The sequence below is a fragment of the Alkalibacillus haloalkaliphilus C5 genome, from assembly GCF_000269905.1.
Lineage (GTDB): Bacteria > Bacillota > Bacilli > Bacillales > Alkalibacillaceae > Alkalibacillus > Alkalibacillus haloalkaliphilus_A.
Map to the genome: position 1 here is coordinate 1 of NZ_AKIF01000092.1, position 11,545 is coordinate 11,545.

14 protein-coding genes and 2 pseudogenes are annotated in these 11,545 nt (G+C 36.9%); 11 read left to right on the forward strand and 5 right to left on the reverse strand.

What is annotated here, in order from left to right; genetic code table 11:
* Positions 1-123 precede the first annotated feature (123 nt).
* Both hepT and A194_RS0110295 read left to right on the forward strand, forming a co-directional pair.
* Positions 124-573 carry a type VII toxin-antitoxin system HepT family RNase toxin gene (gene hepT, locus A194_RS0110290; protein ID WP_017186763.1) on the forward strand — a complete coding sequence of 150 codons (450 nt, stop codon included), beginning with the start codon at positions 124-126 and terminating at the stop codon, positions 571-573.
* 1 nt (position 574) lies between these two features.
* The gene (locus tag A194_RS0110295) at positions 575-1,339 is read left to right on the forward strand and encodes a TIGR01457 family HAD-type hydrolase (protein WP_017186764.1); all 765 of its coding nucleotides are present in this window, start codon (positions 575-577) and stop codon (positions 1,337-1,339) included.
* A 4-nt stretch (positions 1,340-1,343) separates the two neighbouring features.
* On the opposite strand, the gene A194_RS0110300 is transcribed toward A194_RS0110295, so the two are convergent.
* Positions 1,344-1,832, reverse strand: coding sequence for a phosphatidylglycerophosphatase A family protein (locus A194_RS0110300; RefSeq protein WP_017186765.1), 489 nt, complete (start codon positions 1,830-1,832; stop codon positions 1,344-1,346).
* A gap of 140 nt (positions 1,833-1,972) precedes the next feature.
* On the opposite strand from A194_RS0110300, the gene A194_RS0110305 reads away from it, so the two are divergent.
* Positions 1,973-2,935 (forward strand): 2-hydroxyacid dehydrogenase, encoded by a 963-nt coding sequence (locus tag A194_RS0110305; RefSeq protein WP_017186766.1) that lies wholly within the window; start codon positions 1,973-1,975, stop codon positions 2,933-2,935.
* Between the two features lie 43 nt (positions 2,936-2,978).
* Here A194_RS0110305 and A194_RS0110310 read toward each other — a convergent pair whose 3' ends face one another.
* Positions 2,979-3,200 (reverse strand): NifU family protein, encoded by a 222-nt coding sequence (locus A194_RS0110310; protein ID WP_017186767.1) that lies wholly within the window; start codon positions 3,198-3,200, stop codon positions 2,979-2,981.
* 172 nt (positions 3,201-3,372) lie between these two features.
* On the opposite strand from A194_RS0110310, the gene A194_RS0110315 reads away from it, so the two are divergent.
* The 4 genes and pseudogenes from A194_RS0110315 to A194_RS0110330 all read left to right on the forward strand — a co-directional run bounded on the left by A194_RS0110315 (position 3,373) and on the right by A194_RS0110330 (position 5,300).
* A complete protein-coding gene (locus tag A194_RS0110315) occupies positions 3,373-3,696 on the forward strand; it encodes a DUF1462 family protein (protein WP_017186768.1) in 324 nt (107 codons plus the stop codon).
* 59 nt (positions 3,697-3,755) lie between these two features.
* A complete protein-coding gene (locus A194_RS0110320; RefSeq protein ID WP_017186769.1) occupies positions 3,756-3,995 on the forward strand; it encodes a YuzB family protein in 240 nt (79 codons plus the stop codon).
* A 24-nt stretch (positions 3,996-4,019) separates the two neighbouring features.
* Positions 4,020-4,897 (forward strand): annotated as a pseudogene (gene dapF / locus A194_RS18165) (diaminopimelate epimerase).
* Positions 4,898-4,943: 46 nt separating this feature from the next.
* Positions 4,944-5,300 carry a HesB/IscA family protein gene (locus tag A194_RS0110330; protein ID WP_017186771.1) on the forward strand — a complete coding sequence of 119 codons (357 nt, stop codon included), beginning with the start codon at positions 4,944-4,946 and terminating at the stop codon, positions 5,298-5,300.
* A gap of 52 nt (positions 5,301-5,352) precedes the next feature.
* Here A194_RS0110330 and A194_RS18170 read toward each other — a convergent pair.
* Positions 5,353-6,341, reverse strand: a pseudogene (locus A194_RS18170) (NAD(P)/FAD-dependent oxidoreductase).
* 297 nt (positions 6,342-6,638) lie between these two features.
* On the opposite strand from A194_RS18170, the gene A194_RS0110340 reads away from it, so the two are divergent.
* The 3 genes from A194_RS0110340 (at position 6,639) to A194_RS0110350 (ending at position 9,071) form a co-directional block, all read left to right on the forward strand.
* On the forward strand, positions 6,639-7,859 hold the full coding sequence (locus tag A194_RS0110340) for an NAD(P)/FAD-dependent oxidoreductase (RefSeq protein WP_017186774.1): 1,221 nt from the start codon (positions 6,639-6,641) through the stop codon (positions 7,857-7,859).
* 155 nt (positions 7,860-8,014) lie between these two features.
* Positions 8,015-8,332 carry a YuiB family protein gene (locus A194_RS0110345; protein ID WP_017186775.1) on the forward strand — a complete coding sequence of 106 codons (318 nt, stop codon included), beginning with the start codon at positions 8,015-8,017 and terminating at the stop codon, positions 8,330-8,332.
* 76 nt (positions 8,333-8,408) lie between these two features.
* The gene (locus A194_RS0110350) at positions 8,409-9,071 is read left to right on the forward strand and encodes a 3D domain-containing protein (RefSeq protein ID WP_017186776.1); all 663 of its coding nucleotides are present in this window, start codon (positions 8,409-8,411) and stop codon (positions 9,069-9,071) included.
* 48 nt (positions 9,072-9,119) lie between these two features.
* Here the strand turns inward: A194_RS0110350 and A194_RS0110355 are convergent, their stop codons facing one another.
* Positions 9,120-9,593, reverse strand: coding sequence for a divergent PAP2 family protein (locus tag A194_RS0110355; RefSeq protein WP_017186777.1), 474 nt, complete (start codon positions 9,591-9,593; stop codon positions 9,120-9,122).
* Between the two features lie 141 nt (positions 9,594-9,734).
* Between A194_RS0110355 and A194_RS0110360 the strand changes: the two genes are divergently transcribed.
* Entirely contained in the window at positions 9,735-11,222 is a 1,488-nt protein-coding gene (locus tag A194_RS0110360) for a leucyl aminopeptidase (protein ID WP_017186778.1), read from the forward strand.
* 46 nt (positions 11,223-11,268) lie between these two features.
* Here A194_RS0110360 and A194_RS20295 read toward each other — a convergent pair whose 3' ends face one another.
* On the reverse strand, positions 11,269-11,472 hold the full coding sequence (locus A194_RS20295) for a hypothetical protein (protein ID WP_157783051.1): 204 nt from the start codon (positions 11,470-11,472) through the stop codon (positions 11,269-11,271).
* Positions 11,473-11,545: the final 73 nt, after the last annotated feature.

Genomic DNA, 11,545 nt, shown 5'->3' on the forward strand with positions numbered 1-11,545 from the left:
CCTTGGCAGTCTCAGCTCCTGTAATATTCTTCGGTTATAGCATGCCTCGATTTTGAAAAAATATGAGGATACAATTTATAAAGTTAAATGTGGTAAACTAATGGTTGAAAGGACGTGTTTATAATGTATTTTGTAGATCAAGAAAAAATTGATGAAACATTATCATATATGGATGAGCTTTTGAAAAATTATGAGCATAACACTTTCGAAAGCAAGCAAGATTATTTAGCATTAGAAAGAATGGTGCACATGACGATTGAATCCATCATTGATGTTGGCAATATGATGATTGATGGTTTTATTATGCGTGACCCAGGTAGTTATGAAGACATTATTGACATTTTAGTGGATGAAAAAGTAATCTCACAACAAGAAGAAAAAGCGTATAAAGATGTGATCGCTTTAAGAAACATGATAGTAAAAGAGTATACACACATTAATCATACTCAAATTGTAGAAGTGATGAATGAACATATAAACGAGCTGAAAACATTTTCTAAGCACGTTTTCACATACTTAGAAAAGGAAATGGGACCTATAACTGCCTTTAAAAAGAGAGAAGGTGAAGTATAACTTGAAACAGTATAAAGCGTATTTCATCGATTTAGACGGAACAGTTTATAGAGGGAAAGATCCCATTCCAGAAGCTAAAGCGTTTATAGAGGCTTTGCAGGCAAATGGAATTCCGCATTTGTTTGTTACTAACAATTCATCACGGACTCAAGCTAAAACTGTGCAAAAGTTAAAAGAACATGGAATTCAAGCTAAAGAAGAACAAGTGCTAACACCTTCTATTGCTGCAGCTAACTACATTGACCAGCAGCAGAAGAGTGCGAAAGTATTTATGATCGGTGAAGAAGGTGTAAAAGCTGCTCTCGAAAATAAAGAAATAACGATAACTGATGATGATCCTGACTATGTTGTCATTGGAATTGATCGCCACAACAATTATAAAAAAATAAAAGAGGCTTGTCTCATAATCCAAAATGGTGCACAATTTGTTGCAACAAACCCTGATATACGTGTACCAACCGAAGAAGGTTTTGTTCCAGGTAATGGGGTATACGTTAATTTGATCAAACAAGTAACGCAAAAAGAGCCGATCATTTTAGGGAAGCCAGAGCGTTTAATGATTGATGTTGCACTAAATGAAATAGGGGTAAAGCCAGAAGAGGCTGTTATGGTTGGTGATAATTATCAAACCGATATTATGGCAGGAATAAATGCTGGTTTAGACACACTTCACGTACAAACGGGTGTGACGTCTAAAGAGGACTTAAAAGAAGTAGACATTCAACCAACGTATACTGTGAAAACGCTGGCTGAATGGGAAGTTTAGAGGTTTAATCGTCTTCGACACGGTATTCTTGGCTATGGGCTAAGCGGCTTGAAGCGGCTGCTGCAATAGCACCTACAATGTCATCTAAAAACGTATGACAACCATTCGCTTTATCATTTAGAGCTTCAAGAATACCGGGCTTCACTTTGTCGATATAACCATAGTTAGTAAATCCAATGGACCCATAAACATTAATAATCGAAAAAGCAATTATTTCATCAATTCCATATAAGCCTTCATCATTTTCAATCATAGTTTGAAGGGGCTCTTTTAATTTATTTTCTTCAGCTAGTTGATCAATTTGAATGCCAGTTATAATGGCATTTTGTACTTCCCTTTTTTGCAATACTTTGTCAACATTTACAAGGCATTCTTCCTCAGTTAAGTGTTCATGATACTTAGATTGAAGGAAGTGGACGAGGTCAGCAATATCTCTCCTACTGACACCGCGCTCTTTTAATAGTTGTAACGCTTTAGATTCAAGAGTTTCCATAATTATTCTAACCCTTTCTCTTATCATTTTTATTATATTTATGCTGTGTTTTAGTTAAAAATAATAGTTAGTATTTGTTATATTGTACGTTAAAAGTAAAATCATTCAATTAGCATTTCAAGATTATGTGAGGTGATCTTATGTCAAAGCCATTTGTATATATTACGCGCAAAATTTCAAATGATGTCGTAAAAGGTTTAGAGGAGCATTTTACTGTAGAAATGTGGCAGGAAGAAGAGGAAGTTGTTCCTAGAGATGTTTTGTTAAATAAAGCAAATCAGGCACATGCTATTCTCTCGATGTTAACTGACTCGATCGATGAAGAGTTATTAGCACAATCAACTAATCTTAAAATTGTCGCAAACATGGCTGTTGGATATGACAATATTGATGTCAATGCTGCTAGACGTCATCAAGTGATTGTAACTAATACCCCTGATGTATTGACTGACACGACGGCTGATTTGACGTTCGCATTATTGATGGCTACAGCTAGAAGGTTGCCTGAAGCGGTTGATTATATTAAGGGTGATTTGTGGAAATCGTGGTCACCGTACATGCTAGCTGGATCTGATATTCACCATAAAACGTTAGGAATAGTTGGGTTAGGGAGTATAGGTCAAGCGGTTGCAAAAAGAGCGACAGGGTTTGATATGAACGTTATTTATTATAATCGATCAAGAAAAGAAGATGTTGAAAGTCAGCTTGGAGTTCAATATACTTCTTTTGAAGAGTTGTTAAAGCAATCTGACTTTGTCGTTTGTATGACACCTTTAACACCTGAGACAGAAGGACTGTTTAACAAAGAGACTTTTCACAAAATGAAAGATACGGCTATTTTTATTAATAGTTCAAGAGGTGGCGTTGTGAATGAAGATGACCTTTATCATGCTTTGAAGCAAGGGCATATTAAAGCAGCGGGGTTGGATGTTTTCCGAAATGAACCGATTGGAGCAGATCATCCATTACTTAGCCTAAACGAAGTTGTTGCATTGCCGCACATTGGCTCTTCAAGTATAGAGACAAGGTCTGAGATGATGAAATTAGCAGCTCGTAATATTAAGAAAGTTTTAAATGGCGATGATGCTGTTACACCTATATAAAAAAAGAGCTGGTTAAATAGCCAGCTCATTTACATATTATTGATTAGAAAATTTGTTCTACTTCTTTTACGCCAGGCACTTCTGCGACTAATGCACGTTCAATACCAGCTTTTAGAGTGATAGCTGAGCTTGGGCAATTTCCACATGCACCTTTCAAACGAAGAAGCACGATGCCTTCATCAACATCTACTAACTCAACGTCGCCACCGTCTCTTAGTAAAAATGGGCGTAATTTACCAATAACCTCTTGAACTTGTTCAAACATCGCTCATCTTCCCCTTTCTTATTTATATTATAATGAATTCAGTTTAAAAAATCTATTCATGAACACTAAAACGATAAAATTATTGAGAACCATTTTCATTGTAACTCGAGACAAAAGTTTTGTAAAATATAATTAAGGCAATAGATCGTTTTCTGACAAAGGGAGGAACATTATGGAGAGGCAAGTTGAGTTAGTTGTTTATGGAGCGGAAGTATTATGTCCGAGTTGTGTTAATTTACCGAGTTCTAAGGAACAATATGATTGGTTGCAAGCTGCTATTTCTAGAAAATACGGCAAAAATGGTGTGACATATAAGTACGTTGATATTTTTAATCCACCTGAAGAAGAGCCTTATAAAGATTTCGCAACACGTGTTGTTAATGAAGATATGTTTTATCCAGTTGTATTAGTAGAAGGGGAAGTTGTCGGTGAAGGCAATCCTCGTTTGAAGACGGTTTATAAAGCATTAGAAAAACATGGACTACAACCCGAATAAATAGTAAATAAAGGGGTTCAAATCAATATATAGAAACAGACTGAGGAGTGTACGAGACTATGAACCCGTTAGTCGAATTTTGCGTTAATAATTTAGTTAGTGGTTCACAAGAAGCATATGAAAAGTTAAGACAAGATCCAGATTTAGATGTAGTGGAATATGGTTGTACGAGTAACTGTGGTATTTGTGCTATGAGTTTATTCGCAATTGTGGAAGGCAGGAGAATTTTAGCTGATACACCAGATGAATTAGTGGATCGTATTTATGAGTATTTAGACGAGGAAGAGTTAAGTATTTAAAGAAAGATCGTGAGGTTATGATGGATGAAAGTACCTTTTACTAAAATGCATGGATTAGGCAATAGCTATATTTATATAGATGGTTTTCAATTTGATTTAGAAGAGCAAACAATACCTAACTTGCTCAAGAAGTATCAGACGTTAATACAGGTATCGGCTCAGACGGCTTAATTATCGTCGAGCCATCAGAAAAAGCAGATGTTCTAATGCGAATTTTTAATAAAGATGGTTCAGAAGCGATGAACTGCGGTAATGGTTTGCGTTGTGTTGCTAAATTTGCTTTTGAACATGGTTATGTAAAAGCAGAAGACTTTAAAATCGAAGCTAAGTCCGGTGTTGTTGACGCGACCATTCACACTGACGAACAAGGGGAAACGGTTGATAGTGTATCAATTGATATGGGCCCACCGATCTTAGAACGTGAACAAATTCCGATGACAACAGAACATGGTTCATCTACAGACGAAGTGGTCGCAGAGCCTTTTGAAGTTGATGAAGAAAAATTAGTTGCGACTGCTGTATCTATGGGTAATCCTCATGTTATTTTTTATGAAGACAGTATTAAAGATGCACCAGTTAGCACATTAGGTCCTAAAGTGACGAGTGACCCACGTTTCCCAGAAGGTGTAAATGTTGAGTTTGTAGAAGTCGTTAATTCTCATGAGATCATTTTTAGAGTGTGGGAAAGAGGGTCAGGAATTACGCAAGCTTGTGGAACAGGAGCATGTGCTGCTGTCGTTTCATCTGTTTTGAATGGTTTTGTGAAAAAAGGGGAAGAAGTCACAGTTCATTTAGACGGTGGCGATTTATGGATTTCATGGCTACACAATCATCATGTCCTAATGAGAGGGCCAGCAGAGACAGTAGTGAAGGTGTTTTCTTTTCCGAACTCACTTAATTGAATGACGTCCGTTTACCTAGTATACTAAAAGTAGGGGAGGTATTATGATGACAATAAATTTAACAGAACCAGCAACTTTACAAGTTAAAGAAATGTTAAAAGACGAATCTGCTGAAGAAGTTTACCTACGCTTTGGCGTTAAAGGTGGCGGTTGCAGTGGCTTGTCTTATAAATTAGGTTTCGATTATGAGAAGAAAGATACTGACCGTGAACTAGAAATTAGTGGTATCCCAGTATTAATTGCTGAAATGGACGCACCAATTATAGAAGGAACGACAATCGATTTTAAACAGAATATGATGGGCGGCGGATTTACGATTGATAATCCAAATGCAATCGTATCATGTGGTTGCGGTTCTTCCTTCAAAGCACCGGGTGTTGAAGGACAGCCTGGAAATTGTTAATAAGTTGATAATAAAAGGAGCTATGCTAATATAAGCGTAGCTCCTTTTATTATTAATCATTAAACATGTGTGTAGAGTGTTTCGGTTGAAGGCGGGCATTAGGGTCCATTCTTGCCATCGCATTGTTTACAGCAGTTGGCCCTTCGCCAAAGCCAGCAGCAATTAATTTAACTTTACCTGGATAAGTTATAATATCACCAGCTCCATAAATACCTTCAATGTTTGTTTCCATTCTTGTATTAACGACGATATCATTTTTCTCTAACTCTAAGCCCCATTCTTTAATAGGTCCAAGTTGTGAAATGAAGCCGTAATTAACAATTAAATCATCAACTTCAACTTCGATTGTTTCATCTGATTTAGTTTTTTGTAATTTCACTTTCTCGATTGCTTCTTCGCCTTCTAGCTCATAAGGCATGTAAGGTGTTAAAAGTTCAACAGAAGATTGCTTTAACTGTGCAACACTATGTTCATGGGCACGGAATTGATCTCGTCTATGCACTAAACTCACTTTGTTAGCAATCGGTTCAAGCATTAATGCCCAGTCAACGGCAGAATCACCGCCACCACAAATCATGACATTTCGATCACGGAAAGCTTCAATATTGGTAATGTAGTAGTGCAAGTTATGGTTTTCATAATGATCAACATGATCAATTTTTAACTTTCGTGGTTCAAAAGCACCGTTTCCTGCGGTTATTATAACGGATTTTGCATAAAATACTTCTTGATTAGTTGTTAATTTAAATAAGTTTTCTTCTAATTTCTCAATCGAATGTACAGCTTGATCAAGAGTTATAGTAGGGTTAAACGGTTTCGCTTGTTCATATAACTGATCAACTAATTCTTGTGCTGTTACTTTTGGAAAGCCAGCGACATCGTAAATATATTTTTCAGGATATAATGCAGAAAGTTGTCCACCGATATGTGGCAAGCTTTCGATCACTTGTACATCAGCTTGGCGTAACCCACCGTAGAAGCTGTAAATAAACCAACGGGTCCAGCGCCAATAATAACTATATCTCTAACGTGTTCGTTCATATCTATTCCTCCAACTTCATAAAAGATCGTATAAGCACCATGAAACATTATAACATCAGATGTATTGATTGATAAATGTTTTGCAAACTAATAAATAATTATATAATAGATAAATTATCAGAAACATTAGAAATCTAAGAAAGGGTTGAAAAACAGGTAAAAAAGTTCTATGATTATTTTTAGGTGAGTATTGCGTTTTTAGACAAAATGTTACGTACTACGTGAAGTAATTCACAAAGAACTTATTTTATTTTTATTTTAAAACTCATACAAAATTTTTGGATGGATGTGATGTAAATGAACAAACCGAGCATTGTTGTATTAGGTGCTGGATATGGCGGAATCATGACAACAATCAAGCTACAGAAGATTATTGGTGACAATGAAGCCGACATTACATTAGTGAACAAGCATGATTACCACTACCAGACGACTTGGTTACACGAAAACGCTGCAGGAACGTTGCACCATGACCGTACACGTATCCCAATTAATGACGTTGTTGATTTTAACCGTGTAAACTTCGTACAAGACACTGTTGAGTCAATTGACCCAGAGAACAAAAAAGTCGTTTTAGAAGATGGCGAGCTTACATATGATTACCTTGTCATCGGTTTAGGATTCGAATCAGCTACATTTGGAATTGAAGGTTTAAAAGAACATGCCTTCTCAATCAACAACATTAATAGCGCTCGTTTAATTCGTGACCATATTGAGTATAACTTTGCTCAATATAACAATGAAGAAGGAGACCGCCAAGATTTAGTTACGATCGTAGTTGGTGGCGCAGGGTTTACAGGTATCGAATTTGTCGGAGAAATTGTGAACCGTGTTCCTGAGCTTTGCCAAGAGTATGACGTTGACCCTAGCAAAGTTCGCGTAATTAACGTAGAGGCAGGACCAACTGCTTTAGCTGGTTTCGATGAAGAGCTTGTTGAATATGCTATGAATCGCTTAGAAGAAAAAGGTGTTGAATTCCGTCTAGGAACAATGCTTAAGAAGTGTACAGAAGATGGTATTATCGTTGAAAAAGACGATGAACAAGAAGAAATTAAGACGAAAAACATCGTATGGGCTGCAGGTGTACGAGGTAATTCAATCGTTGAAGAATCTGGGTTTGAAGTTAGCCGTGGTCGTGTACCAGTACGTGATGACCTACGCACGCCCGACTATGATGACGTATTTGTTGCGGGTGACTGTGCTGTGATCTTTAATAAAGAAACAGAAAAACCATATCCACCAACAGCACAAATCGCGATGCAAATGGCTGATACAATTGGTCATAACTTAAAGCAGTTAATTAATGGTGGAGAAGAATTCGAATCATTTACACCTGACATTAAAGGTACAGTAGCTTCATTAGGTCATACTGATGCAATCGGTGTTGTATTTGATGACAAGAAGTTATATGGCCGTTCAGCTTCCATTATGAAGAAAGCAATCGATAACCGTTACCTTGTGAAGCTAGGTGGCGTTGGATTACTACTGAAAAAAGGTAAGCTAGATATGTATCGCTAATATAAATGATGAACAAAGGTAGTGATGACCACTGCCTTTGTTTTTTGTTCATAAATATGAAAAAAGTGTGTCCCCTAAGCGTTCGCATTTTTTATGTTCTTTAATTGTGATAGAATTAGTTTAGTTTTGTAATTGTCTAGGAGGATCTTAAGTAAATGGGGATTATACAAGTATTTGTTTTATCTGTATTGTTTTTTATATTGTTTTTCGGTATTGCATTTATTTTAAATATGTTACTACGTTCAACATGGGTTATGGCGGTTGTATTCCCGATCGTCGTTGTGTTCATAGTAGATGATGTGCCATTTACATCTTATTTCACACAGCCAGGCGAAGCATTTCCAGCCTTGTGGGACGACTTAATTAGCTTGCAGGCGGTTGATATGTTTATATTATTAACTGGATTTGCAGGTACGATCGTATCAGGGATCGTTATTAAAATCTTACGTAAAAATGGTTATCAAATGTTTTAAAAATTCAAAAAATATACGGTCAATGTATAAAAGTTTCTAATATTGGTTACGCTTTGTGGCAAAGAGGTGTTCACAAATGAGTAATCGAATTAGAAACTTTTCTATTTTAATAGTAGGTGTCATTATTACATTTTTCATGGCTTCCTACTTCGTAACGAGCTCAGTACACAGTGAAGAAAATCGTGAATCTAATGAATTTAAAGTTAAAAGTTCAACAGAGTTAAGTCATAAATCGTTTGCTAGTTCAGAAGATGAGGAAGCTAACCAACTTGAAGAAGTGGAGTTAGCCTCTTTAGACGAAGAGGTAGCCACAGAAGTTGCTTTTAGACAATTTCCTACTCGAACTGTTGTAGCAACTGGTTATACAGCTGGATATGAGTCGACAGGAAAAACAGAAGGCCATCCTTTGTATGGCATAACTTATTCTGGACTAACTGTTCAACGAGACACTATTTCAACGATTGCTGCTGATTTAAATGTTTTTCCGTTAGGGACAGTTCTTTATATCCCAAACTATGGATATGGAATTGTGACAGATATCGGCGGTGCTATTAAAGGTAATAAAATTGATTTATATTACGATACAGTAGATGAAGTGTTTAATGAATGGGGTAAACGTGAAATAGAAGTTTACGTCATTGAAGAAGGGGATGGACAAGTTACGGAGTCTGATTTGAACTACTGGGAAGAAGCAATTCAGTCTGAGACGGTCCCTGTTATCGGAGGACAATATTATTAAATTATTAGTAAAGGCCCGTTTGTTGACGGGCCTTTTAATGTTTCGTTATTAAAAAGTACTATAAGTTATAATAGCTAATAAAATACCGGTTAATGAACCGAAGAATACTTCAATTGGCTGATGACCTAACAATTCCTTAAGCTCTTGTTGTTTTTCAGCTTCTTCTTTTTGATCCCAATGTTTAGCATCATCCACGATTCGCTGAAAGTCTTTGACGAGTTGATTTAAAATCGTTGCATGCTGACCTGCATGACGTCTAATTCCAGTTGCGTCATACATAACGATAATACTTAATACGCAAGCTATAGCGAAATATGGTGATTCAAATCCGTGTTCAATTGCAATTGCTGTTGTTAAAGCCGATACGGCAGCAGAATGACTACTCGGCATTCCACCAGTACTGAAAGCTAGTCCTAAATTAATTTCTTTTGTTGCAATGAATTGAATCGGTATTTTGACAACTTGAGCAAAAATTACTGCAAATAAAGCGATCAATAAAGGTGTATTGTACAATATTTCCATCTGTAAAGCCGTCCTTTCTCTCTATATGTATCATCATACCCTAAATTGATGTCGTAAAAAACGGTTTTATGAAAATATTTATTTCGAATATTGAATTATTTTGTTATGATAAATAATAATCATAAATCGGAGGGCTGATATATGTTTAAAGTCATTAATGAAAATTTAGAAAATCATCAAACAGATGCTTTAATTATTGGTTTGTTTGAGGAAAACAAAGAAAGTCAAAGTTATTATCAACTATTAAATGGTAAGTTCAATGGTCATTTAGATGAGCTAGTCCAATCAGGGGATATATCAAATAAGGAAGGGTCAGTATCTAAAGTACATACATTAGGATTAATTGAAGCTAAAAGACTATACTTCGTAGGATTAGGAAAAAGAGATGCCAAGACAGTACATACTGTTCGAAACACTTTCGGTAAAGTTTTTAAGCAATTAGCCGAAAGCGGAGTTGCTCAAGCATCGATCCAATTAAATAGTATTGTATCAGAAGAAGGTCAAACTGATTATGTTGAGGCGATTGCTGAAGCGATGGCAATGGCTCCTCACCAGCTACAAACCTATCATACGGATCGTGAAGAAGGATCTGTTGATTTAGCAAATGTTCAATTTTTAACAGATCAAAGTCAAGGTGTTGTTGAAGCTGCTAATACGGGCTATGCTTTAGGTAATGGAGCAAATATCGCGCGTCATTTAGTAAACTTACCAGGAAATTTATTAACAGCATCAGACTTAGCTGCTTTCGCTGAGAACATTGCAAATAAACATGATATTGAAATCGAAGTGTTTGATCATGAAAAGATTAAAGCATACGGCATGGGTGCGTTATTGGCGGTTAACCAAGGCTCAGATGAACCCCCACGTTTTATCGTTATGAAGTACCAAGGTAAAGATACTTGGGACGATCCTGTCGCGTTTGTCGGTAAAGGCATTACGTTTGATACAGGTGGTTATTCATTAAAACCGAAAGACGGTATTATTGGTATGAAGATGGACATGGGTGGAGCTGCTTCCGTTATTGGTGCAATGGACGCTATCGGTCACATTAAGCCAAAAGAGAACATCATGGCGTTGATCCCAGCGACAGATAATATGATTAGTCATACAGCTTATAAACCTGATGATGTGATTGTTACGATGAGTGGAAAAACGGTAGAAGTACGCAATACAGATGCAGAAGGCCGTTTAGCAATGGCAGACGCAGTTACTTATGCTAGACAAAACGATGCTGCTAAAATTGTTGATGTTGCAACCTTAACAGGTGGTGTCGTCGTTGCGTTAGGTGATCAAGTAACAGGTGCGATGACGAATAATGAAAAGTGGTTCAGTGAAATACAAGAAGCATCAGAACAAGTTGATGAGCCAATCTGGCAATTACCTTATTTGGATGTGTATAAGAAACAAGTAAGAAAGAGTCATATTGCTGACTTAAACAATTCACCAGGGCGTAAAGCACATGCCGTAATGGCGGGCGCGTTCGTTGGTGCTTTTGCTGAAGATACACCGTGGGTTCACTTAGACATTGCGGGTACAGCGATGGCAGAAGGTGAGCACGATTTAGGTCCTAAAGGGCCAACTGGTGTTATGGCGAGAACGTTAGCTAAAGCGATGATGAATGTAAAATAAGTGAAAAAGCGCTAAGGGTTGGTTATCCTTAGCGCTTTTTGCATATTTATTGAGGCGAATTGTGAGTCGGTATTGAAGAGTTAACAACTGATATCCGCCCTAATATTTTCGGCAGCAGAACAGCTGCTCCCATTGTAATCACGAAGTCTTTTATAAAGAAAGGCAGCATAGCAATCGCCCCTTGTGTTAACGTTAATGGTACTTCGAATACAAGGTTAGTTGAAGCGACCATAAAAGGTGTACCAATCAAATAGTTGGCCATTAAGCAGCGAAGGTAGCTGAGAGATAGACTTTAATATTAGGGTTTTGACTTTTCTCAACTA

Coding starts and splice junctions, on each gene's coding strand:
- A194_RS0110305 (WP_017186766.1), top strand. CDS start 1,973: ATGTCAAAGCCATTTGTATATATTACGCGCAAAATTTCAAATGATGTC.
- hepT (WP_017186763.1), top strand. CDS start 124: ATGTATTTTGTAGATCAAGAAAAAATTGATGAAACATTATCATATATG.
- A194_RS0110315 (WP_017186768.1), top strand. CDS start 3,373: ATGGAGAGGCAAGTTGAGTTAGTTGTTTATGGAGCGGAAGTATTATGT.
- A194_RS0110350 (WP_017186776.1), top strand. CDS start 8,409: ATGAGTAATCGAATTAGAAACTTTTCTATTTTAATAGTAGGTGTCATT.
- A194_RS0110360 (WP_017186778.1), top strand. CDS start 9,735: ATGTTTAAAGTCATTAATGAAAATTTAGAAAATCATCAAACAGATGCT.
- A194_RS0110310 (WP_017186767.1), bottom strand. CDS start 3,200: ATGTTTGAACAAGTTCAAGAGGTTATTGGTAAATTACGCCCATTTTTA.
- A194_RS0110345 (WP_017186775.1), top strand. CDS start 8,015: ATGGGGATTATACAAGTATTTGTTTTATCTGTATTGTTTTTTATATTG.
- A194_RS0110330 (WP_017186771.1), top strand. CDS start 4,944: ATGACAATAAATTTAACAGAACCAGCAACTTTACAAGTTAAAGAAATG.
- A194_RS0110300 (WP_017186765.1), bottom strand. CDS start 1,832: ATGGAAACTCTTGAATCTAAAGCGTTACAACTATTAAAAGAGCGCGGT.
- A194_RS0110355 (WP_017186777.1), bottom strand. CDS start 9,593: ATGGAAATATTGTACAATACACCTTTATTGATCGCTTTATTTGCAGTA.
- A194_RS0110320 (WP_017186769.1), top strand. CDS start 3,756: ATGAACCCGTTAGTCGAATTTTGCGTTAATAATTTAGTTAGTGGTTCA.
- A194_RS0110340 (WP_017186774.1), top strand. CDS start 6,639: ATGAACAAACCGAGCATTGTTGTATTAGGTGCTGGATATGGCGGAATC.